Here is a 21,933-nt window from a genome sequence, read left to right as displayed (position 1 = left end):
CCCCTGAAGGGCCAACTCCCCAGTAGAGTCGGCGAAACAAGGCAATGCTGCAGGGGCGTCCTAGGGAAAACCTTGGCGAAGGCCGTCAGGCGTTACCGCTCACCGCCTTTATCGTCGCCTGGCTCATCATCGGAATCGTTGTCGTCCCGTAGGCCGCCTTTGTCGTCGCCGGGTGCGTCATCAGATTCGCTGTCGTCGCGTAGGCCGCCGTTGTCGTCGCCGGGTGGGTCGTCGGAAACGTTGTCGTCCCGCAGGCCGCCGTTGTCGTCGCCGGGCGCGTCATCGGAAACGTTGCCGCTGCGCAGGCCGCCGTTGTCGTCGCCGGGCGGGTCATCAGAAAGATTAGGGTCCCTGAGTCCGCCCTTGTCGTCGAACTGATCGTGGGTGGGGCCGTCGGATGGCACCGCTGCAAGAGTCTGCGGTTCTGCAGTGACGAGCTGCGTTTCCGGGGTTGCCTGGTCAGGGATTTCGGTAATCGTGGCGGTGGGGGCCGAAGTGGGAAGCAGGTCCGCCGAATCATCGGTTGTGGCGGTGCCGCTGCTGGAGGTCACCACCACGCCCGGGGAAACTTCAGGGGGTGGGCCGGCATTGGCTTGGCCCCACACGGTCAGGCTCGCAGCACCCACTACGGCTGCGATGGGGAGATACAAATAACTCTTCATCAGATCGCCTTTCTTGGTTGTGGTCCCACTCTGCCGGGCGAGGGTAAGAGGGGGATGAGACTTTAATGAGAGACCTCTCATCCACCGGATTGGGTCTGGGAAGTCGCAGCAGGGGCGGCCACAAAGCGGTAACCGGCGCCCCTGACAGCCAGGAACTTTTCGGGACCAAGCTTGTTGCGCAGGTAGCCCACATAGACATCCACCACGTTGGAGGACCCGTCAAAGTCGTATCCCCACACCCGGCTCAGCAGCTGTTCGCGGGTGAGCAGCCTGCCCTCGTTCTCCACGAAAGCCCGGGCCATGGCGAATTCCCGGGCGGACAGCGGCACTGTCCGGCCGCGGACCTTGGCGCTGCGAAGGTCAGCATCCAGGGTTACGCCGCCGGAAGTTGGTTCCGGTGCCCCCTGGGCACCGGGGTTAGCCCTCAGCCGCAGGCGGATCCGCGAGAGCAGCTCCTCGAACCGGAAGGGTTTGGTCATGTAGTCGTCCGCACCGCCGTCGAGCGCTGCGAGGGTGTCCTGCAGTGAATCCTTGGCCGTCAGGACAATCACCGGAACCGTGCACTTCATGGCGCGCAGCGCCGACAGGACAGCGAGCCCGTCCATCCTGGGCATGCCGATGTCCAGGATGAGGAGATCAAACTCCCCGGAGCTGCCATAGTCCAGGGCCCGGATGCCATCTTCCACCGATGAGGTGGTGTACCCGGCCGCGGTGAGTCCCTTGGTGATGAAGCTGGCGATCCGTGGCTCGTCGTCGGCGATCAGTATCCGTGTCATACGGTTACTCCTGGAAGTGAGAGCACAAAGCGGCTGCCTTCATCCACCTTCGACGTCACCCGCAGTGTTCCGCTGTGGGCTTCGGCAATGGCCTTGACGATCGGCAGCCCCAGGCCCGACCCTTCTGCCCCCCGGGAAACCCCGGCCCTGGCAAAACGGTCAAAGATCCGTTCCTGGTCCGCGGGGCTGATGCCGCAGCCCGAGTCGGCCACCCAGATGTCAATGCCCCCAAGGGATGAGTCCTGATGTCCGGGCGGCGCCGTGCCGCCAGGCCTGCCGGTCCAGGCTGCGCCAAGGGAAATAACGTCGTGCCGCCGGGTGGACTGCACTGCATTGGCTGCCAGCTGTTCCACGGCCTGCGTGAGCCGGTTGCGGTCCGCACGGAATTGGCCGCCGGGCATGCTTTCGATCTGCCACCGGCGATCCGCCAGGACCCTGATCCTGTCCATCGCCGCTTCAAGGAAGGAGTCGGCGTCGATCCAGTCCAAACGGACGAAGTCCGGGCGGCCGCTTCTGGCCAGCAGCAGCAGCTCATCAACGAGGGATTGCATCCGGTCCAGTTCCTCCAGGAGCAGCACCTGGGTTTCGCTCACATCGCGCGGGTCACCTGCCTGCAGCAGCTGAAGGTGGCCGCCGATGATGGTCAAGGGGGTGCGGAGTTCGTGGCTGGCGTCATCCACAAACTGACGCTGGTCCGCGATGCCCGTTTCCAGCCGGTCCAGCATGCGGTTGAAGTCCATGGCCAACTGCGAAACGTCGTCATCACCGGAAGGGACCAGGACGCGGGCGGTCAGGTCCTCAAACGTGATGGATTCCGTGGCTTGGCGCAGGCGCCGCACTGGAACAAAGAGACGTCCCGTCACCGCGAACCCCACCGCGCCGGCCAGCAGCAGCGTGGCCAGCGAGGCCCCTGCGAAGGTGCCGAAGGACGCTATCATCTGCTCCCGCTGCTGCCCGATTTCATTGGCTGCCACCAGCAATCCGCCGGGGCCTCCGTCCTCCAGCGATACGGAGGTGATGGCCAGCCGCACCGTCCGCCCCTCCAACGTCATGTCATGGAAAACTGTGCTGTCCTCTCTGTGTTCGGCCCACACTGTTTCGAGCACCTGGGGAGTAGCGAGACTGGTGGGCTGCCCTCCGGCGGGCAGGAACGTCCTGCCGCCGTTGACGGTGGCCAAGAGAGATTCGTACCTGCCGGGTGTGTCACCTTGAAGGAACACGGTGAACAGCCCATCCAGGGAAGTAAAAGGCCCTCCGCCCGGAACACCCTGCTCCACTACGTTCTGGAGCCGGGCGGACTGAAGCAGGAGCTCTTCGTTAACACGGCTGTTGAGGCTGCGCAGGTCGAGAACAAGCGTGGTGATGCCGGTGACCATCAGGCCGGCCGCCAGGAAAGCCAGCACCGTGACGAGGACGCGAACACGGACAGTTCGCAGTTCCGCCCGTATACCGTTCCAGCCCTGCATTAACGGCCTAGTGGGCCCGCTAACGGAGAATTTGTGGCTCTCTGTGGTCCGCGATGTCATCTGAATTCCCGTCACATTCCTGCGTGCACCAGGGTTTGTACTTGTTCTGTACAAAATTAGGTAGGCCGGCTTGGAGAAAGCTTCGGCAGAGGACGTGCCACTTGTGCCGGGCTACCTAGGGTTTTTCCAACATCTTTCGTCGGTAGGGAATCCTCGGGTTCACCAGCGCAAACGTTTCTCGCGCGGCAGCTTTCCCCGGAATGCCTGTTGGTCCCTTCACCTGGATTCTGCGTAAGGCCCGCAGAAGCAAGTGCTGGGCGGTTCCACATGTGAGTAGACACCACTGTTGTTCGCGCATTTGCCCTCCCCCTTCAATGAGAACCACGCAACACCGGACTACTTGGGGGAACCTCCTTGATCACCTTGGAACTCGCAGACACCACAGCCCAGGCACGCCTCATCACTGAAGCGCCGCCGCAGGCGCCATCGCTTCAGATTTCAGTCCTAGGCCCTTTGATGATCCGCCGCGGCGGCGTCGAGCTGGGCGCCAATGACCTCGGCGGACCAAAACCCCGCCAGGTACTGGAAATTCTCCTCATGAATTTTGGTTCGGCAGTATCGAAGACCCGCATCATGGATTTGCTGTGGGGCGGCAACCACCCGGCAGTTGCCCTGCCCACCCTTGAAAGCTACGTCAGCGTCCTCCGGCGCCACCTGCAGCCGGGCACCGGGCGAACCGGCGCCCTGCGGACGGTGACTGGCGGCTACGCCATAGACCGGTCTTTGGTGGACCTGGACCTGGACCGCTTCGAAACGCTGACGAAAGCGGCCAGCCAGGCGGAGCCCCGCGAGGCACTGGCCATGCTGACGGAAGCACTCGAACTGGCTTCCGCCCCGCTGCTCGGTGACGAGCTGCTGCCGTCCTGGGCAGAGGAGGAGCGGGCCGCACACGCAGCCCGCGTTGGCCTTGCCCGGGTGATGGCTGCGGAAACCGCGCTTGCCGTGGGGGAGACAGGCCGGGCAATCCACTGGGCCGGCGTGGCGGCGAAGGAAGATCCCCTCAACGAACGGGCCTGGACTGCCCTGGTCCTGGGGCTTGAGCAGAATGGCGAGAACACGGAAGCACTGCGGGCCTTCGACCGCTGCCGGAGGGTCATCGACCAGGAATTGGGCTGCGCCCCGGGCCCGGCGCTGAGGGAGGCGCAGGCCAGGCTCCTGCGGAGCACCGCGGCAACATCCCGGCCGCCAGAGCCCGTTGGCCCCATCCAGGTGGTCACGGAGAGCCGTCCTGTTACGCGGGAGACCCAGCAGGAAACGGGACGCCTGCGCATCCTGATCGTTGATGACCACACCACGTTTTCCGACCTTTTGGCGGGTGCGCTGGACCGCGAGCCGGACCTGCAGAGTATAGGTGCGGCGAAGTCGGTGGCATCTGCGGTGACGATGTTCCGGGACCTTGCTCCCGACGTCATCATTATGGACCTGTATCTTCCTGACGGCTCAGGGCTCAACGCTGCCGAGCGCATCCTTTCGGAGGCACCCGGAACCCGGATTGTAATGCTGACGGGGAACCCGTCCCAGGAAGCGCTGCGCGAGGCCGCCCGCATGGGCATCTGCGGCTTCCTCCCCAAAGACGGCGCACTGGGAGTCATGCTGGACACCTTGCGGCACGCCCATCCCGGCAACATGATTGTGAATCCTTCGCTCGTGGCGAGATGGGGCAGCACCGTCCCGACCGAGCCGGAACCTTTGGCAAAGTAACCAGGCAGACTCACCGTGCGCCGACTCCATGCGGGGGAGCCCGCCCACCCCAACAGCGGTCACGATGTCGCGGAGCGGCGCGAGGTAAGGGCGGCCGTTGCCCGTTTCCTTATTGCCGGCTTTGCGGCCCTCGTGCTGGTTGCCACCCCGGTTTCCTTTTGGGTGGGCGCCGAAGCGGAAAGGCACGCCCTGGCCAATGCCAGGGACATCACCCAACGCTTGGCCGACAACGTGGTGGGGCCGTTGATCACCGACCAGCTCCTGGCCGGCGACCCCGCCGCGCTGGAGCTGCTCGACCAGCGGCTGGAGCCGTGGCTGGCTGAAAGCGGCGTCACCAGGATTAAGGTATGGGACGAGAACGGCCGGGTGGTCTACTCCGATGTCGCGTCGCTTATCGGGCAGGATTTCGAAACGGAAGAATGGGCCCGCGAGCTCCTGGCCGGCGGCCCGGCAACGGCCACGTTTGAATCCCAGACTGAGGCAGAAAACGAGTTCGAGGCGAACTCCGGCGAGCTCGTGGAAGTTTATGCGCGCTCCGCATCCCAAAGCGGTGCCCCGATGATCTTCGAAACGTACACGTCCGGCGAAGGAGTCCGCCGCGAGCAGCAGGCAGTCCTGATGGGCATGGTCCCGCCCATGGCACTGTCATTGGCGGTCCTCCAGCTGACGCAACTGGTTCCCGCCGTCCGCCTGGCCCGGAGGATGCAGGTCCACCAGGCAGCACGCAACGCTTCGCTTCGGTGCGCGATCGAGGCCTCGGACCAGGAGCGCCGCCACATCGCGGGCGAACTCCACGACGAGGTGATCCAGGACCTGTCCGGGTTGGCGTACGCCCTGGAATCAGAGGAGCGCCGCGGCCCGCTTGAACTGCAGCCCGTTTTTACGAACGCCCGGACGATGCTGCAAAACAACATCCGGACCCTCCGCGCAATGACCAGTGAGCTCTACCCGCCCGACCTCGAAGCGCTGGGGCTCAAGGCCTCCCTCGTGAGGCTGGAGGCACCCCTGGTGGAGCGAGGAATACATCTGACAGTTGAAATCCCCGACAAGCTCGTGCTGGACCGGGACCGGGCTGTTCTGCTCTACCGTGTGGCGCGCGAAGCCTTGGTGAATGTCAGCAAGCACTCCGCAGCACAATCGGTTGATATTCGGGTCTGGCAAGCCGGCCCGCGCACCAAGATCACCGTTTCCGACGACGGTGTGGGCTTTGATCCGGGGGAGCCCCGCCGGGAAGGCCACATGGGCCTGAGAATCCTTGGCGACACCATTGAGCAGGCCGGGGGCACCTTCGAGGTCAGCTCCACACCAGGGGCCGGAACTGCTGTCACCGCCACCTTCGGCGCGGCCGCGCCGGCCGTCAGTTTCGCCGGGCGGCATTTTGCTGCCAAGTCGTCTAGCGGGGACCGCGGTGTGTTGAGGGCTACCTAGTTTTGGTATGACCAATGAGGGGCCTCCGGGTATTGATGTGAGCCACCACGCTCATCTCACGGCCAGGAGGCCCCCTTTCCTGCGTTAACCCCGCGATCAGCCGCAGTTGACGTCGCGCGGACCCGGTCGCAGTCTCGCCGGTAACCCGATCCCCCGACACCATTGGGTGCAGCCGGCTACTGACCGCATCCGGTGCCTTGCGGCCCTTTCTCCAGCCTCGCAGCGGGCCTACGAGGAGCCGCGCCGGGAGACCATCAACACTCGTGGCGTTGACCGCACAGGGGACAGCACGGCTCGCGCGATCACCAACTGCCGTGGCCGCTAAGATTCGCCAGCGCTGCCACCGCAGCTTCCAGACGCACGAGTTCCTTAAGCGCGACGACGGCAGGTTACCTCCCCGGGAAAGGTAACCTGCCGTCGTCGAACGTTCCTCCGGCCCAGCCAGTGAAGCGGCGGTCACGGAACGCGCCAAGGCCCGGCGGCTTCCGGAACATTACCGGGAGCCACCGGGCCCAGGTGGTGTTAGCCCTTTGGCTACCTGTTCGTGACCGTTACCGGCCCGGCGGTGCCGCCCAGGTTGGATTCGATGTAAAGAGTGCCTGGGTTGGTGGTGCCGGCGGCGTTATCGCGCAGCCGCAGGCTCCAGGTGCCGCCGGTTGCCGGAGCGACTGCCGCGGCAACGTTGACCCTGCTCACTAGCGTTCCGTTAGCACGGCGGATAGTGATCGTGGCGCCAGCAACGCTGCCGCTCCCGCTGACCCTCATGTCGCCGGGCTTCCATGTGGCGGAGGCGATGGTGACCCTGTCCGGAACGGGAATCACCTTGACCTCATCCGTCTTAACCGTCGTGCCGACAGTGACCGTCAGCCTGAAGGTAAGCGGATTGTTGGTCATGGGCGACTGGTAGACCGGCAGGCTGAAGGTGGGCTTCAGTGTGTCGCTACCACTCAATTGCATCGTATCATCCGTTGAAACTCCGGCCAGGACCTGCTCCCACTTGTAGGTGGCGTTGGTCGTTGAGGATCCGGTGCCGTCCAGGGTAACCGTGGTTGCCGTGGCGCGTCGGGCGACGTTCTGATCCGGCCCGGCATTCGCTACAACAGCACCCTGAACGGTGACAGGAGCGCTCTTCGACGGGGCTCCGGCACCGTTGATGTTGCTGGCCGTGACGGTGAACCAGTATTCGGTGTCGCCGTTCAGCCCGTCGTAGACCAGGGTAGTGACGTCACCCGCCACCTCCTTGGGATCTCCAAAGGCTGCATCACCGGTGTAGGCCTGGACCGAGTATCCGGTGATGGTGAGTCCTTCAGCTCCGGCGTCGGGTGCCGTCCAGGAAAGTTCCGCCGTTCCCAGCCCTGCCTTAGGCGCGCTGGCGATCACCGGAGCGGCCGGGACGGGATCGTTGGTGATCTGGAACTCGATGGTCTTTTTGTCGGAGGCATTGCCCGAGGGATCGATGGCGGAATAGGTGAAGGCCGTGTTTGCGGTGACCTTGATCGGGCCTTCGTAAAGAATTGCGTCGGGAACGCTGGCGCCGGCGGTAACAGGGTCGGTTCCGTCAAGGGTGTAGTAGATGTCGCTGCCCTGTTCACTGGCTGTCAGCGTCAGCTCCTGCGCAGTGGAGTAGGTTCCGCCGTTGGGCGAGGCGGTCACGGTCGGGGCTTCGGTGTCCGTTTTCGCGAAGGCGTGGGGAGCCGGGAACGTCTCACCGACGTCGCTGACGGACACCACGTAGACGTCATACTCTTCGTCCGGTGAAAGGCCCTTGATGGTGGTGCTGGCGGCCTTCGGGTCGCTGATGCGCACACCGGATTCCACCCGCTCGGTTCCGTTTGCCGTCGCGGCGACGGCCGTGACCCGGTAGCCGGTGATTGCCGGCGTTCCGGGGACAGCCACGGCGGGAGCCCAGTTCACCTTCAAGTCGCTGTTGACCTTGGCTGCTGAGATGTTGGTAGGCCCTGCAGGCCCGGAGCCCAGGGGGCCATTCGGGCAGCCGCCCATTCCCGGCCCGCCAAGCTCGCCATACTCGGCGATGGTCAGGCCCTGACGGTTGTCGTCGGCATCGCTCTCTTCCCAAGCCATGGCGCGGGCACCGCCAGCTGCGGCCGCTATTTCGGCAGCCTCTGGTTCGTCGAATTCGTAGGTGGCGGTGAAGGTGTTCGGGCCGTCCAGGCCGAATTCCAGCCTTGAAGTGTAACCGGCGTCCCCTCCCGGTGCTCCGGCGACCGCGCGGGCGTCACGGCGCCCGACACTGGTCTCCTTCAGAGCGGGCTCGACGATACGCTGCTCCATCTGCGCCTGGGTGACTGACCCGGCGACATGGCCCTTAACGATCACGGTGTTGCCGTTGCGAATGGAGGGAGCATTGACGTAGGTGTCCTGGACGGTGGTGGTTCCGGCCTCGATGGTGCCGAATTTGATGGTCACCTTGTCGCCGGGCTTGATGTCGGGGGTGACCTTCACGTCAGTCCCGTCGCCCCAGCAGACGCCGCCGGGGTGGTTGATTTCAAAGGCCACGTCCCCGGCTGCGACGACGCTCTTCGCGGAGCCGACAATCCCGATTCCGGGGCGGTGGACCTCGACGGTGGCGGTCTCGCCAACCCTGTCCTGGTAGCCCTCAATGGTCACGAAGTCGCGATCGGGGAAGACCACCACGTTGTTCGGGAATGCCGGGACGGCTGCGTTGGCGGTGGGGATGGCTAGGAGGGAAGTGGCACAGAGTACGGCGGAGACCGACCCAATAATGCCGGCCCTTCCAAAACTTTGGACGCGGACTCCCCGCTCTCCTGGTCCGTGTAGTGCAGATTTCATAAGAACCTCACTGATCCTGGGTGCGCAAGGGATTCACGCACAGTCACAAGTTAGGAAGTCCACCTTGTGGAAACGCTGGCCGTAATCCTGCTGAACATGGCTGCAGCCTCAGTCGAGGGACAGGGGGGCCGACTTTTCACAAGGTACGGAAACGGCTCCTAGGGATTCCCTAGGAGCCGGCAGCTGGGCAGTCACAAGCCCCTGCCCGGCGCTGTCCCACGCTTGGTGCGACGACGCCGGGCAAGGGCTTGGCAATCGGCTTCTATGTCAGGCAGTGGGGGTAGCCATCTCTTCATGTTCATGCGCAGATCTCGGGACTGCGGTGTCCGCGTGTCCCGGACTTTGGCCACCGCGGTTGGTGACCTTCGCGGCCGTAACGGCGAGCCATATGGCTGCGATGGACCACATAATGGTCCCGCCCAGTTCCGGGGCGGCCGCCGCTGCCATGCCCCAGGGTTGCCCTACCGAGGTAAACCAGGGCATTTCCATTGCCGGTGCCTGCTCCATCAGTTTCCACCCGCCGAATGAGTAGACGCCGGCCATTCCTGCCAGGACAAGCAGCCGCTGGCGTACGGCGTTGCCGGTGCCGTGGTCCGGGGCAGCGGTGAGCGCGGCGGTGGCGAGAGAACCGGCGAGCAGGGCGAGGACGGTCATTATGCTGTAGCCGATCTGGCCCACGGCTGCCCATTCGAGCAGCGGGGTGTAGTAGATGACGAGCATAGACGCGGCGAGGATAAAAATGGCCAGCACAGGATCCCTGCGCAGTGCCGCCAGTACCGGTTGTACGGACCGTTCCAGGAATTCTTTGACCCCGGCGCTGCCGTCTGTTCTGGCCCTGATGGAGAGGTTGGCCAAGGTCAGCGGGGCGGCCGGGACGAGCAGCAAGGGTACGACGGCGGTGAGTATCATCTGGGTCAGGACGTGGGCGGTGAACAGGTAGCCCTGGTAGACGTGCACGCCCCCGTTCGTGACCAAAAACAGGACCGCGACCCCGGTGGTCCACAGCACCGTGCAGCGCGCTGGCCAGGACTGGCCCTGCGCCCGGAGGCGCCGTACCCCGGCCAAGTAGGCAACGACGGCGAAGCCGCAGGCCAGTGCCCATAGCGGGTCAGGGGCAAAGCGGGATAAGTATTCCCAGAGGCCGGGCTCGGGCAGCCCGGGGGCGAGGTCCCCGGCGGAGGTCTTCCCGGACCCCGCAGCCGGCGGCGGTTCTGTCCGGGCAAGCGCCGCGGCCATCCCGGAAGCGGCGCCCATGACCGCGAGTTCGACGACGGCGAGGGCGGCGAAGTGCCTGCCACCCCGCGCCGGGTGCTGATCAATCCGGCCCAGGGACCAGCACCGGTGCAGCGCCCCGAACAGCCCGAGGATGACGAATACTCCGGTTTTAGCCAGGACGATGACACCGTAGGGGCTTAGCAGGGCCTCGACCGTGCTGATTCTGGTGAGGGCGGCCAGGATTCCGGAGGCGACCAGTGCGATGAAGCTGATCAGCGCCAGCGTGGAATACCGCCGGGCAGTCAGGCCGAGCTGGCCTGCCGGCAGGGCCCGCCGCAGTACTACCAACGCAAGCAGGCCGCCGAGCCAGACTGCGGCGCTGGCCGCGTGCAGGAACAGGGCGGCGGTGCTGTCCGCGTGGTCGGTGCCGCCGGCCGCATGGGATTTCATGACCATCGGCAACAGCCCGGCGAAAGCCGCGACGGCCGTGCCGGCAAGAAGGCGGTGGCTCCTCAGCCGGAAGCACAGCAGTGCCACGGCCGCGGCGATGAGCGTAGTCAGGGCGCCGGCACGGCCCGCGTCAATCCTGGTCAGGTACGTCAGGAATTCCCCACCCAGTCCGGCGGTCGGGGCCCTGTTGGCAAGGAGCAGGAAGCTTGCGGCAGTGTGGACCGCCGAGGCCCCGGCCCAAACAACCGCCGACCAACCGGCAAGCCGAAGTGCCAGTTGATAGGCCGTTCCGCCGTGGGGGAGCGCGAAGACTGCCAGGACCAGTGCCCCGATGGTGCCGGCACTGGCAAGGTTGAACACCAGCTTCGCCACAGGCAGGCCCCAGGTAACAGCGGGACCTGCCCGATCCAGCAGGCCCGGCTCCGCACCGCCGCCGTAAATGTAGGCCCAGACCAGTGACAGCATCCCGGCCGTCAGCAGCGCCAGGGACGCCATTACCCGAGTTCCCAGCGACATCGCGCCCCTCCCGCCGCCCTATTGGCCCTGATGGTGTTCGCACAGCAACCCGGCCTCTTACGTCATGCCAGCTTGGCGTGGGCCGCTTGGGAAATCCTTGGCATCACCGTGCCCCCAGATTTCCCCAACTTTTTCGCACCGTGGTCCCTCCACGCTTCAGGCATGTCCATTTCGCGCCGGCAGGCAATGCAAATAGGTGGTATCGGAATCATGGGTGCCTTTGGGCTTGCCGTCCCCTTGCGATCGGTCGAGGCAAAGTCAGCAAGCCAGCTGGCTGCCGGCAACATGCCCAGGCCCTTCCAGCGGGCTCTGACTATCCCGTCGGTGCTTCAACCCACAAAAACCACGGTGGATGCCGACGGCCATACCAGGCACCACTACCGCATTGAGCAGAGGCTCAGCTCGGCGAATATCGTGCCGGGGCTGAGCACTCCCATCCTTGGCTACAACGGGACGTTCCCGGGACCAACGATCAAGGTGAATCAGGGCGAACGCATCACCATGATGATGGACAACGTGCTGCCGCTGCTCCATCCGCAGTGGGGGTACAGGCTCGATACATCCACCCACCTGCACGGTGCGGCCTCGCTGCCGCAGTTCGACGGGTACGCCAACGACCTGACCGGACTCGGCTACTGCAAGGACTACGAGTACGGCAACTTCCAACCGGCGCGGACCCTTTGGTATCACGACCACGCTGTCCACAACACGTCGCAAAGTGTGTACTCCGGGCTGGCGGGCCACTACCACCTGCACGACGAGGTTGAACGAAGCCTGCTTCCCCAGGGCAAGTTCGACGTGCCATTGACCGTTTCCGACGCCATGTTCGCCGCCAACGGCTCCCTGGCCTACGACGACAACACCCGTTCCGGCCTCTGGGGTGATGTCATCCTGGTAAACGGCGCACCGTGGCCGGTCATGAAGGTCCAGCGGAGGATCTACCGCTTCCGGATCCTCAATGCTTCCATTTCCCGCTCCTACCGTTTCTCCCTCAGCACCGGGGACCCCGTAACCCTGGTCGCCACGGACGGCGGCCTGATGCCTGCCGCTCAGCAGGTGACATCATGGCGCCACAGCAGCGCGGAGCGCTACGAAGTCCTCATCGACTTCTCCAAGTACCCGGCTGGAAAACGCGTGGAACTGCGCAACCTGTCCAATAACAACAACGTGGACTACGACAACACCGGCAGGGTCATGGCGTTTGATGTGACGGATGAACCGGTGGACACGTCCGGGCCTGCCGCAAAGGTGATGCCGAAGCTGCTCGCACCAAGCACCCCCATGAGCCTGACGCCCTCGCAGTCGGTAAAAAACCGGCATCTGCGCGTGAAACGGGACAACGACATCTGGACCATCGGCGACATGACATGGGACGAAGTGGTGGAGAGCGGCTACAGGAAAGTCGTGGCAAACCCGGACCTGGATGATGTGGAAATCTGGACAATCGAAAACAGCTCCGGAGGGTGGTTCCATCCGGTCCACATCCACCTGGTGGATTTCCAGATCCTCAGCCGCAACGGGAGAGCACCCTTCAACTATGAACGCGGGCCAAAGGACGTGGTGTACGTCGGCGAGGGCGAGACGGTCCGGCTGCTCATGAAGTTTGAGCACCACCGCGGCCGGTACATGATCCACTGCCACAACCTCCCCCACGAGGATCACGACATGATGGCCCAGTTCAGCGTGGGCATCGACACGAACGATCCTGACCCCAACCATCCCATCGAGGCCTCGAAGCCGCATCCAATCAACCAGACCGCAGCGGTGGAGGAACCCACGGACGAGCCGACAACGGATACGCGGGAACCAACCACCAGCGCAACCGCGACTGCCGAGCCAACGGATACTGCAACGCCCGCCCCCACCGCTGAGGCAACGCCGACGGCGGCAGCAACCCCAACGGCGCAGACCGACGTTCTCACCATCACCACGGCGCGGCACCGCCTTAATAGGGACATGGACGTCGCGGGAACCTCCAGGATCGGCGGGGCTGTCCCGACCGGTTCAGCTTCGGTGAAGGTCTACGACGTAACGCCCGGACGTCCCGAAACACTGCTGGGCACCGTCCCCATCAACTCCCTCGGCGGCTGGTCCCTGCAGGCCAAGCCGGGCCCGCGTACTCAGGTTACTTCCGTAAGGGCCGAATCCAGCCGCGGGGGAACGGCCACGAGCCAGGTGCGTAGGGACTGAAATCCGCCCTGAAACAGCTGAAACGGAGCCTGCTGACTGTCAGGAGTCGGAGGGAAAGGCCACGCCTTCGCCCACCACGCGCAGGCAAAGTTCCATGCCCGGCTGGGCAAGGGAGGCGTTCCAGTGCCGGATGGTGATGATCTCGCCGCCGCCCGGGTACCGGTGGTCGGCGCGGCTGGCGAGTTCGGGCGGAACGGCAAGCTTTAGCCGCACGGTGGTTTCGGGGCCAAAATAGTCGGTCTCCACCACCACCCCGCGGATGGGGCCGTCCTCTGCGATCCGGATCTGTTCGGGCCGAAGCATCAGCTGGACCCGGCCCTGGGCCGGCGGCCGGCGGACCGGGATGCCCCCAAGCGAGCACGTGGCCAGCGAACCTTCCATCCAGGCATCCAGGATCACCGCATCGCCCAGGAACTCGGCGGTGGCCCGGTCTGCGGGACGGGTGTACACCACAAACGGGTTGCCGATCTGCGCCAGTTTCCCGCCGCGCATCACCGCCACCTGATCGGCGAAGGAAAGGGCTTCCGCCTGGTCGTGCGTCACCAGGATGGTAGTCACGCCCGCTTTATTAAGGACCTTGGCCACCGCCCTGCGCGTGGCAACGCGGAGTCCGGCATCCAGGGCTGAGAACGGTTCATCCAAGAGCATCAGTTCCGGTTCGCGCGCCAGGGCCCGGGCCAGGGCAACGCGCTGCTGCTGGCCTCCGGAGAGCTGGTGCGGGCGCCGCTTTGCCATATCCGGATCCAGCGACACCATCTCCAGGAGCTCACGGACGCGGTCCGCCACGGCCCGCCGCCCGCCGGAAAGCTTCGCTGCGTCCAGGCCGAAGGCCACGTTTTTGGCCACGGTGAGGTGCGGGAACAGGGCCCCGTCCTGGGCCACATACCCGATATGGCGTTTATGCGCCGGAACCCATGCGCCGTCGCCCGCCACCTTTTTCCCGTTGAGCGAGATGCTGCCGGTTGCCGGATGCTCAAACCCCGCGATCAGTCGCAGCAGGGTGGTTTTGCCCGAGCCGGAGGGGCCAACGATGGCAGTGGTTCCGCCCGTGGCGACGGAGAGGTTGACGCCCTTCAGGACGGCCTGGGTGCCGAAGTGGCGGGTGACGTCCGCGATCTCCAGGTGGCTGTTGGTGGAGGGCGCCACCGACGGGGCGATGCGTGGTTCCGGCAGCCGGGGTGGGGATTGTTCGGTCACTGGCCGGCTACTTTCTTGGACTGCTGGAAGAGGAGGTAGGTCATGGGTGCGGAGAGCAGGATCATCAGGAGTGCGTAGGGGGCGGCTCCCGCATAGTCGATCTCGCTGCTCTTGCTCCAGAATTCGGTGGCCAGCGTGCGGGTTCCGTTGGGGGACAGCAGCAGGGTGGCAGTGAGTTCGTTTGCTATGGCGAGGAAGACGAGGGCGGCCCCGCCGGCGGCCGCGGGTGCCGTCAGCCGCAGGGTGACCCGGATGAAGGAGAGCAGCGGCGGCTTACCGAGTGCCTGCGCTGCCTCGTCGAGTTCCTTGGGCGCCTGGGCGAGCCCTGCCCGCAGGTTCACCAGGGCCCGGGGGAGGAACAGCAGCACATAGGCCGCCACCAGCACACCGGACGTTTGGTAGATCCCGGGGACCACGCGGATGCTGACAGTAACAAAGGCCAGGCCCACCACGATCCCCGGCAGCGAGCTGGTGACGTAGTTGGAGAGTTCCAGGGATTTGCTGAACCATCCGGGGTGGCGCACTGCGAGGTAGGCCATGGGAAAGGCCACCACGATTGTAGCCACGGCTCCTGCCAGGCCGTAGCCGAGCGTGGTCAGCAGGGCGGGCAGGAACTCGTCTGCAGACCAGATGTCTGCCCCGCCTGCTACCGTCCAGCGCAGGACGAAGAAGAGGGGAAGCCCGAAGGCCAGCGCAGTGAGCGCCACCAGGAAGAGCTGGGCCGGAACCTGGTAACCGCGCAGCGGCAGCCGCAAGGCCTTTGCCTGGGCGCCCGACCCAATGCGGGCGTACCTGGCCGTCCCGCGGCTCGAGACTTCGGCCAGGAGCAGGAGGAGGCAGAAGAACACCAGGACGCTGGCCAGCATGTTCCCGGCCGCGCCGTTGAAGGTGGACTGGTACTGGACCATGATCGCGGTGGTGAACGTGTCGAAGCGGATCATCGCGAAGGCGCCGTATTCGGCCAGCAGGTGAAGCGCTACGAGGAGGCCCCCGCCTGTCATTGCGATGCGCAGTTGGGGGAGTACCACCCGGAAAAACGTGCCCCACGCGCCGAGACCCAGGGCAGCCGCGGACTGTTCAATGGCCGGGTCCAACCGGCTCAGCGTGGCGGCCGCCGGAATGTACACCAGCGGGAAATAGGAGAGCGTGGCGATGAGCACGCCGGAACCCAGCCCGCCGAGGGAAGGGATAGCCGAAACCCAGCCGTAGCTGTTCACGAACGCGGGAATAGCCAGCGGGGCGGCCAGCAGGACCGCCCAGATCCTGGCGCCCCGCAGCCTGGTCCGTTCAACAAGCCAGGCCCCTGCCACCCCAAGAAGAAGGCAGAGCGGAACGGTGAATGCCGTCAAAAGGAGGGTGTTCAGCAGCAGTTCGAGGACCCGCGGCCGGAAGATGAGTTCGACGGCGGTGTCCCACCCGGTTGCCACCGTCATGTACACCACGTACCCCAGGGGCACGAGGGAAAAGAGGGCGATCAGCACCGCCAGGATGGACACCGCTGAAACGCCGAAAGGCGGGCGGGGGCTGCTGCCCCGGCCCGCCGACGTCGTGCTCCCTCGAGGGGGAGCCGATAGGTCAGGAGTCACGAACTTAGAGGAGTCCTGCCTTGGTCATCAGCTCGGTGACCTTCTCGGAATTCAGCTTTGCGGGGTCCACGGTGGGAGCCTGCAGGTCCGCGATCGGAACGAGCTTCTCGTTGGCCGGGACATCCGAGGCGATGGCGTACTCGAAGGAGGTGCCGTTCTTCAGGACTTCCTGGCCCTTCTTGCCGGTGATGAACTTCAGGAACTCCTGCGCAGCGGCCGCGTTCTTGGAGGTCTTCAGCACGCCGCCGCCGGAGACGGACACGAAAGCGCCCGGATCCTGGTTCTTGAAGTAGTACGGGTTGACGTTCTTGGAGTTCTCGCCGGTCTTGGACTGGTCGCCGTAGTAGTAGTAGTGGTAGATCAGCGCTGCATCCACTTCGCCGGCGTTGACCGCCTTCATGGCGGTGCTGTTGCCCTTGTAGGCCTTGAAGTTCTCCTTCATGCCCGTCAGCCACTCTTCGGTGGCAGCCTCGCCCTTGAGCTCAAGCAGCGCGGAGACGATGGCCTGGAAGTCGGCGCCGGACGGCGAAGCTGCCCACCTGCCCTTCCACTCGGGGTTGGCCAGGTCAAGCATCGACTTGGGGAGCTGGTCCTCGGTCAGCTTGGCCTTGTCGTAGACCAGGACGGTGGAGCGGGCGGCGATGCCGGTCCACTTGCCGGTGGAGGGGCGGAACTCTGCGGGCACCTGCTCAGCGGTGGCTTTGTCCACGTCAGCGAAAAGATCCGCGTTTTCAACCTGCGTCATTGCCGGGGAATTCTCGGTGAGGAAGACGTCGGCCGGGGACGCCGCACCTTCCTGGATGATCTGGTTGGACAGCTCGGTGTCCGAACCCTGCCGCATGGTCACCTTGACGCCGGTCTCAGCCGTGAAGGCATCGATCCATTCCTTGGTCAGGCTTTCGTGCTGGGCGTTGTACACCGTAATTTCGCCGGCGCCCGCTTCGCCCGCGGCGGAGGCGGAACCGGTGGCAGCGGGAGTGGCGCCGCCTGCGCAGGCGGTCAGGCCGAGGGCGGCGCTGGCGGCGATTGCGAGGGCCGGCAGGGCGCTGTTGCGAATCTTCATTGAGGCACTGCTTTCTGGGGAAGAGTGAGGGCGGACCGGGGTCCAGGCGGGCCTTGAGGAAAAATTACCCACCCGAGGAACTGTAGGGTAGGCAACCCTAACGCAGAAGCCGGAAAGCGCTTTAAGTGAGGAGCATCACAGGAATTACGGAACTGTTGCGTGCCGTATTGCCCGGCCGGCACCCCCGGCCGCCCCTGCCGCCCGTGGCCCTGACTTCTGCGGTTCCGGGTGGCGCCTTTGTGCGATTGACTTTCGATAGGTATGCAACGAAACTCGATGTATGCAGATAACCCGTTTGGCCGTCATCGCCCTTCGAATCGTCCTTGTGGTCGCGTTCCTCCTGCTGCTCTTGTTCCAGGTCATGTCCATCCCCGGCCAGTTTGCCCATATGGCGCAGGAGAATCCGGAGCGGGCGCACCTGCAGTGGCCCCTGACCATCCTGTTCGTCCTGGAGGTTGCCTGCGTGCAGGTGGTTATCGTGAGCACCTGGAAGCTCCTCAGCCTGGTGAAGCAGGACAGGATCTTCACCAGGGGAGCCCTGGTGTGGGTGGACGCAATCGTCTGGGCCATCGCCGCGGCCTGGACCATGTTCGCGGTGTTCTCCGCCGTGGTGGTCCTCAATGCCGATGATCCCGGCGTGCCCATCCTGCTGATCCTGATGCTGGTAGCCGGCGCCGCCCTCGGCCTGGTGGTGGTGGTGCTGCGCGCACTGCTGCGGCAGGCCGCGGACCTGCGCGCCGACATGGAAGCGGTGATCTGATGCCCATCGTGGTGCGCATCGACGTGGAACTGGCCAAACAAAAGATGAGCGTGGGGGAGTTCGCCGACCGTGTGGGTCTCACGCCCGCCAACGTTGCGGTACTGAAGAACGGCCGCGCGAAGGCCGTGCGCTTCAGCACGCTGGAAGCAATGTGCCGGGTCCTCAACTGCCAGCCCGGCGACCTGCTGGAGTTCGTGGAGGAGTGAGCCCCCGCGGCCCGAGGTCCGGCCAGCGGGATCCTAGGATTCCGTATCCTCCCGCCGCTAGTATCTGAGGCAGGACAAGGTCACCCTAGGCAGGGGTTCAGCAGGAATGGTCGAAGCAGCAACGGCAGCGATTTCCACGGTGATCCGGCGGAACAATGTCACGGTGTCCGGGCGGGCTGACGGGCCGGTGATGATGTTTGCCCACGGCTACGGCTGCGACCAGGACATGTGGTGCAGGCTGCTGCCCTTCTTTGCCGACGATTACCGGCTGGTGCTTTTTGACCACGTGGGTGCGGGCCACTCCGACGTGAATGCCTATGACCGGAAGAAGTATGGTTCCCTGGACGGCTATGCGGCGGACCTCCTGGAGATCTGCCAGTCCCTGGACCTGAGGGACGTCATTCTTGTGGCGCACAGCGTCAGCGCGATGATGGCGGTCATCGCGGCAACGCAGGAACCGGAGCGGTTTTCCCGGCTCATCCTGGTGGCCCCGTCGCCCCGCTACACCAACGACCCCGCCGAGGGCTACGTGGGCGGCTTCTCCCCGGAGGACATCGAGGGCCTGCTCGCGTCACTGGACAGCAACTACTTTGCCTGGGCTGAAGCGCTGGCTCCGATGGCTATGGGCAACCCGGAGGCTCCGGAGCTCTCCGAGGAGCTCCGGAGCAGCTTCTGCCGGACCAATCCGTCCATCGCCCGGCACTTTGCGCGGGTCACCTTCCTCTCGGACACCCGGCAGGTGCTCGGGCAAGTACCGACGGACACCCTGATCCTGCAGTGCTCCGACGATCTGCTCGCGCCGCCGGAGGTCGGCACCTACATGCACCAGCACCTGGAACGCAGTTCCCTGGTGCACCTGCAGGCAACGGGCCACTGCCCGCATGTCAGCGCACCGGAGGCCACGGCCGATGCCATCCGGCGATATCTCGCGTCCGGCCCGTGATGGCCACGCCGGGCCCGGAGCCGGCCCACTTCGAAGCACTGTTCAACCAGGCGCCCTGCGGCTACCTGATGACGGACGACGCCGGGCGCATCACCGCGGTCAACGACACCTTTGTGAGCTGGACGGGCCGCGGCCGCCCGGACCTTCTCGGGTCCACCCTGCAGTCCCTCATGCCTGTGGGGGACCAGATCCTGTATTCAACCCACTGCATCCCACAACTGGGAATCACGGGCGCGGTGTCCGAAATAGCAGTGGAAATCATCGACGCAGACGGGCAGCGCCGGGCCGCGCTGCTATCGGCGTCGCGGTCCCCGGCCTCGGGCGGGGAGCCCGCCGTCGTCCGGGTGATCATCTTCAGCGCCCACGAACGCCGGATGTACGAGAGGGAACTGGTGGCGGCTCTTCGCGCCGCGGAGGAGTCCGAGGCCCGGCGTGCCGAAGCTGAAAAGGAACTGCACCGCCTGGCGCTGCACGATGCCCTCACAGGCCTGCCCAACCGGGCGGGGCTGAAGGCGGCGCTGGACCAACACCCCGCCGCCGGAACTGCCCGGCCGCGCGGGCTGGCGGTCCTCTTCCTGGACCTGGACCATTTCAAGGCTGTCAACGACAGCCTGGGGCACGCCGCGGGGGATGAGCTGCTGGTCTCCGTCGCGCAGCGCCTGACGTCGGTGGCCTCGGGAACGAACATCGTGGCCCGGCTTTCCGGGGACGAGTTCGTGGTGGTGGACGCCTTTGCCAGTGCCGGGGAAGCCACGGCGCTCGCTGCCGGGCTTCTGGAGGTCCTTCGCGCACCGATGCAGATCGAGGGCCTGGAAATAGTTGCCTCCGCAAGCATTGGAGTGGCGGTGGCCGAGGACGGCGGTGAAACCCTTGAAGACCTCATCCGCCGCGCTGATATCGCAATGTACCGGGCGAAGGAACTGGGACGGAACCGCTGGGAGCTGCATCAGCCCGCGGAGTCGGACCCCACGGTGGACCGGCTGCGCGCGCTGGGCGAGCTTCGGCACGGAATCAGGGAAGGTGCCCTCCGCCTGCACTACCAGCCCCGGATAGACCTGCGCACCGGCCGCGCAAGAGGGGTGGAAGCACTGGTTAGGTGGCAGCACCCCACCCGCGGACTGCTGCCGCCGTCGGAGTTCATCACCATGGCCGAGGAGTCCGGACTGGTGCGGCCGCTTGGCGCGTGGGTCCTGGGCGAGACGCTGAAACAGGCTGACAGCTGGCGCCGGGAAGGCGCCGGCAGCGCCCGCCTTGAGTTCGCCGTCAACCTTTCAGCCCGCCAGCTCAATGACCCCGAACTGGTCCCGATGGTGGAAGCCGGGTTCCGGCTCCGGGGCATCGACCCCGCGCTCCTGCTGCTGGAAATTACCGAGACGGCCCTCATGGCAGACCCCGCCGCGGCACTCGAATCGCTCACGGCCCTCAAGAACCTGGGCGTCGGCCTGGCTGTGGACGACTTCGGTACGGGCTACTCGAGCCTGACCTACCTGAAGAAATTTCCCATCGACGAACTGAAAATCGACAGGTCCTTTATCAGTGGGCTGGAGTCTGACTCGGGAGATTCGGCCATCGTGGGCAGCTGCATCGACCTGGCGCACGCGGTGGGGATCCGGGCCGTCGCCGAAGGCGTGGAAACCACCGGCCAGGTCCAAACCCTCAAGGCCATGGGCTGCGACCTCGCCCAGGGGTACCTCTTCGCCCGGCCGTTGCCCGCCCCGCTCCTCAAGGAGTGGCTGGACGCAAACGGCGGCGGGGAACCGGTACCCGCGTAACACGTTTCCGCAAACTAAGAGTGCAGCTACCCGTCTATTCGGATACAGCTGCACTCGAAGTTTGTGGAAAATCTGGAAGACAAAGTTTTTGACTGGCTCCCTGGCCCGATAGTGGGCGCTTCGGGTGCCTTGCCTGCGAAGCTTTTAGGCGGCGATCAGTGCGCGACTTGCGGGTGCGTACTCCCGCCGCGGCGCGAGCACGCTGATGGTACAAGGTGCCTGCTGGGGGTCGATCCTGGCCGGCAGGTGATGCGTTTCGGATGCGGTATGAAGCATTTCAAGGGCTTCGTCATCAACCCGTGCGTGGCTGATGTCCAGCTTCAGGTCCAGGCCATCCTTTAAGGAATTGGCCCGCTTAACTACTACATAAAGTGCGTTCACGCTGTGGATGGTGATATGCCCCTTTGCAATCACCAGAGCTTTGGCGTGGTCGAGATCTACACGGACAACGATGTTGAGCTTGGAATTCAAGTTTTAAAGCCTTCCCCGGCATTGGCTGCGACGCTGCAGCTTCTTGCTTTGGCCTGTTTCTTAAGCCTCATCCAGAGTAAGGGGCAAATGTGACCCACGCAACAGTTACGTATTTATTACACCGATGCTGATCCTGTCACGCCCATGCGAGCGGACTACGGGGCAGGCACCAGCATCAGCGGCCTCCGTACGCACGCCGGAAGTGCAACCCGGCGTCCCCGGAGCCGCCGCCCGCCGTCGGACGACCCGGCCCCGGACCTCCAGCCCGCGGCCTTCAGGAAAAGTTTCAGCCGACCACTTCAGGAAGTCTTCCGGCTAAAACCGACACCGGCGCCGACGACCAGCGCTCGCGCTCAGGCTCATAGGAGATGACCACGGAGGTGTCCCTTTCCCGTGCCTCATCCATCGCAAGCAGCAGGGCGTCCTCGATGTGCCGCGCGTATTCGAGCCGCTGGCCGAGGGTTCCCTGAAGGTCAGCGTCGTCGATCAGGACATGGCCTTTGCCGTCCACGATGACCTTCAGCGAAAACCCCTGGTCCTCATGGAGCGTTCCCCGGGTTGTTGAAATCTCGGTGACCCTGTCTGCCCGGACGAGCCCGTTGCCGAGCGTACGGATCCACACTTCACCCATGGAAAAACCTCCCTTTGGCCGTGGGCGCG

General features: G+C 64.9%; 17 protein-coding genes. 7 read left to right on the top strand and 10 right to left on the bottom strand.

The features are described from left to right. Nucleotides 1-92: 92 nt before the first annotated feature. The 3 genes from M1D93_RS14715 to M1D93_RS14705 form a co-directional block, all read right to left on the bottom strand. The gene (locus M1D93_RS14715; RefSeq protein WP_461172216.1) at nucleotides 93-662 is read right to left on the bottom strand and encodes a hypothetical protein; all 570 of its coding nucleotides are present in this window, start codon (nucleotides 660-662) and stop codon (nucleotides 93-95) included. Between the two features lie 77 nt (nucleotides 663-739). Continuing rightward, nucleotides 740-1,438, bottom strand: coding sequence for a response regulator transcription factor (locus tag M1D93_RS14710; protein WP_461172215.1), 699 nt, complete (start codon nucleotides 1,436-1,438; stop codon nucleotides 740-742). Then, on the bottom strand, nucleotides 1,435-2,904 hold the full coding sequence (locus tag M1D93_RS14705) for a sensor histidine kinase (protein ID WP_461172214.1): 1,470 nt from the start codon (nucleotides 2,902-2,904) through the stop codon (nucleotides 1,435-1,437). Before M1D93_RS14705 ends, M1D93_RS14710 begins: the two co-directional genes overlap by 4 nt. Before the next feature lie 414 nt (nucleotides 2,905-3,318). Here M1D93_RS14705 and M1D93_RS14700 point away from each other — a divergent pair, with 414 nt between their 5' ends. Together M1D93_RS14700 and M1D93_RS14695 are read left to right on the top strand one after the other, a co-directional pair. Beyond that, entirely contained in the window at nucleotides 3,319-4,665 is a 1,347-nt protein-coding gene (locus M1D93_RS14700; RefSeq protein WP_461172213.1) for a BTAD domain-containing putative transcriptional regulator, read from the top strand. Nucleotides 4,666-4,680: 15 nt separating this feature from the next. Then, nucleotides 4,681-6,093 carry a sensor histidine kinase gene (locus tag M1D93_RS14695; RefSeq protein WP_461172212.1) on the top strand — a complete coding sequence of 471 codons (1,413 nt, stop codon included), beginning with the start codon at nucleotides 4,681-4,683 and terminating at the stop codon, nucleotides 6,091-6,093. A gap of 534 nt (nucleotides 6,094-6,627) precedes the next feature. Here M1D93_RS14695 and M1D93_RS14690 read toward each other — a convergent pair. Both M1D93_RS14690 and M1D93_RS14685 read right to left on the bottom strand, forming a co-directional pair. Further along, nucleotides 6,628-8,904, bottom strand: coding sequence for a chitobiase/beta-hexosaminidase C-terminal domain-containing protein (locus tag M1D93_RS14690; RefSeq protein ID WP_461172211.1), 2,277 nt, complete (start codon nucleotides 8,902-8,904; stop codon nucleotides 6,628-6,630). Between the two features lie 267 nt (nucleotides 8,905-9,171). Then, on the bottom strand, nucleotides 9,172-11,085 hold the full coding sequence (locus tag M1D93_RS14685) for a cytochrome c oxidase assembly protein (RefSeq protein WP_461172210.1): 1,914 nt from the start codon (nucleotides 11,083-11,085) through the stop codon (nucleotides 9,172-9,174). A gap of 162 nt (nucleotides 11,086-11,247) precedes the next feature. On the opposite strand from M1D93_RS14685, the gene M1D93_RS14680 reads away from it, so the two are divergent. Then, nucleotides 11,248-13,275 carry a multicopper oxidase family protein gene (locus M1D93_RS14680; protein ID WP_461172209.1) on the top strand — a complete coding sequence of 676 codons (2,028 nt, stop codon included), beginning with the start codon at nucleotides 11,248-11,250 and terminating at the stop codon, nucleotides 13,273-13,275. Between the two features lie 39 nt (nucleotides 13,276-13,314). Here the strand turns inward: M1D93_RS14680 and M1D93_RS14675 are convergent, their stop codons facing one another. From M1D93_RS14675 to M1D93_RS14665, 3 genes are read right to left on the bottom strand one after another with little or no spacing between them, the layout of a single operon-like run. Then, nucleotides 13,315-14,472 carry an ABC transporter ATP-binding protein gene (locus tag M1D93_RS14675; RefSeq protein ID WP_461172208.1) on the bottom strand — a complete coding sequence of 386 codons (1,158 nt, stop codon included), beginning with the start codon at nucleotides 14,470-14,472 and terminating at the stop codon, nucleotides 13,315-13,317. Next, the gene (locus tag M1D93_RS14670; protein ID WP_461172207.1) at nucleotides 14,469-16,058 is read right to left on the bottom strand and encodes an ABC transporter permease; all 1,590 of its coding nucleotides are present in this window, start codon (nucleotides 16,056-16,058) and stop codon (nucleotides 14,469-14,471) included. The genes M1D93_RS14675 and M1D93_RS14670 overlap by 4 nt, the downstream gene beginning before the upstream one ends. Nucleotides 16,059-16,062: 4 nt before the next feature. Beyond that, nucleotides 16,063-17,121: an iron ABC transporter substrate-binding protein gene (locus M1D93_RS14665; protein ID WP_461172206.1), complete on the bottom strand. Its 1,059-nt coding sequence runs from the start codon at nucleotides 17,119-17,121 to the stop codon at nucleotides 16,063-16,065. 280 nt (nucleotides 17,122-17,401) lie between these two features. Between M1D93_RS14665 and M1D93_RS14660 the strand changes: the two genes are divergently transcribed. The 4 genes from M1D93_RS14660 to M1D93_RS14645 all read left to right on the top strand — a co-directional run bounded on the left by M1D93_RS14660 (nucleotide 17,402) and on the right by M1D93_RS14645 (nucleotide 20,802). Beyond that, nucleotides 17,402-17,881 (top strand): DUF2975 domain-containing protein, encoded by a 480-nt coding sequence (locus tag M1D93_RS14660; RefSeq protein WP_461172205.1) that lies wholly within the window; start codon nucleotides 17,402-17,404, stop codon nucleotides 17,879-17,881. Further along, the gene (locus M1D93_RS14655; protein WP_461172204.1) at nucleotides 17,881-18,087 is read left to right on the top strand and encodes a helix-turn-helix domain-containing protein; all 207 of its coding nucleotides are present in this window, start codon (nucleotides 17,881-17,883) and stop codon (nucleotides 18,085-18,087) included. The genes M1D93_RS14660 and M1D93_RS14655 overlap by 1 nt, the downstream gene beginning before the upstream one ends. 106 nt (nucleotides 18,088-18,193) lie before the next feature. Beyond that, nucleotides 18,194-19,030, top strand: coding sequence for an alpha/beta fold hydrolase (locus M1D93_RS14650; RefSeq protein WP_461172203.1), 837 nt, complete (start codon nucleotides 18,194-18,196; stop codon nucleotides 19,028-19,030). Continuing rightward, nucleotides 19,030-20,802, top strand: coding sequence for a sensor domain-containing protein (locus M1D93_RS14645; protein WP_461175027.1), 1,773 nt, complete (start codon nucleotides 19,030-19,032; stop codon nucleotides 20,800-20,802). The genes M1D93_RS14650 and M1D93_RS14645 overlap by 1 nt, the downstream gene beginning before the upstream one ends. Before the next feature lie 144 nt (nucleotides 20,803-20,946). On the opposite strand, the gene M1D93_RS14640 is transcribed toward M1D93_RS14645, so the two are convergent. Together M1D93_RS14640 and M1D93_RS14635 are read right to left on the bottom strand one after the other, a co-directional pair. Next, on the bottom strand, nucleotides 20,947-21,273 hold the full coding sequence (locus M1D93_RS14640) for a hypothetical protein (protein ID WP_461172202.1): 327 nt from the start codon (nucleotides 21,271-21,273) through the stop codon (nucleotides 20,947-20,949). A 286-nt stretch (nucleotides 21,274-21,559) separates the two neighbouring features. Beyond that, nucleotides 21,560-21,904: a hypothetical protein gene (locus tag M1D93_RS14635; protein WP_461172201.1), complete on the bottom strand. Its 345-nt coding sequence runs from the start codon at nucleotides 21,902-21,904 to the stop codon at nucleotides 21,560-21,562. Nucleotides 21,905-21,933 lie beyond the last annotated feature (29 nt).

It is taken from the genome of Arthrobacter sp. Z1-9, from assembly GCF_054792695.1.
This window is presented reverse-complemented; position numbering and strand designations above follow the sequence as displayed.

What these genes read in the sequence shown, in the direction of transcription:
- M1D93_RS14650 (WP_461172203.1), top strand. Translation starts at nt 18,194, where the DNA reads ATGGTCGAAGCAGCAACGGCAGCGATTTCCACGGTGATCCGGCGGAAC.
- M1D93_RS14655 (WP_461172204.1), top strand. Translation starts at nt 17,881, where the DNA reads ATGCCCATCGTGGTGCGCATCGACGTGGAACTGGCCAAACAAAAGATG.
- M1D93_RS14660 (WP_461172205.1), top strand. Translation starts at nt 17,402, where the DNA reads ATGCAGATAACCCGTTTGGCCGTCATCGCCCTTCGAATCGTCCTTGTG.
- M1D93_RS14715 (WP_461172216.1), bottom strand. Translation starts at nt 662, where the DNA reads ATGAAGAGTTATTTGTATCTCCCCATCGCAGCCGTAGTGGGTGCTGCG.
- M1D93_RS14685 (WP_461172210.1), bottom strand. Translation starts at nt 11,085, where the DNA reads ATGTCGCTGGGAACTCGGGTAATGGCGTCCCTGGCGCTGCTGACGGCC.
- M1D93_RS14690 (WP_461172211.1), bottom strand. Translation starts at nt 8,904, where the DNA reads ATGAAATCTGCACTACACGGACCAGGAGAGCGGGGAGTCCGCGTCCAA.
- M1D93_RS14680 (WP_461172209.1), top strand. Translation starts at nt 11,248, where the DNA reads ATGTCCATTTCGCGCCGGCAGGCAATGCAAATAGGTGGTATCGGAATC.
- M1D93_RS14635 (WP_461172201.1), bottom strand. Translation starts at nt 21,904, where the DNA reads ATGGGTGAAGTGTGGATCCGTACGCTCGGCAACGGGCTCGTCCGGGCA.
- M1D93_RS14645 (WP_461175027.1), top strand. Translation starts at nt 19,030, where the DNA reads ATGGCCACGCCGGGCCCGGAGCCGGCCCACTTCGAAGCACTGTTCAAC.
- M1D93_RS14705 (WP_461172214.1), bottom strand. Translation starts at nt 2,904, where the DNA reads ATGCAGGGCTGGAACGGTATACGGGCGGAACTGCGAACTGTCCGTGTT.
- M1D93_RS14665 (WP_461172206.1), bottom strand. Translation starts at nt 17,121, where the DNA reads ATGAAGATTCGCAACAGCGCCCTGCCGGCCCTCGCAATCGCCGCCAGC.
- M1D93_RS14710 (WP_461172215.1), bottom strand. Translation starts at nt 1,438, where the DNA reads ATGACACGGATACTGATCGCCGACGACGAGCCACGGATCGCCAGCTTC.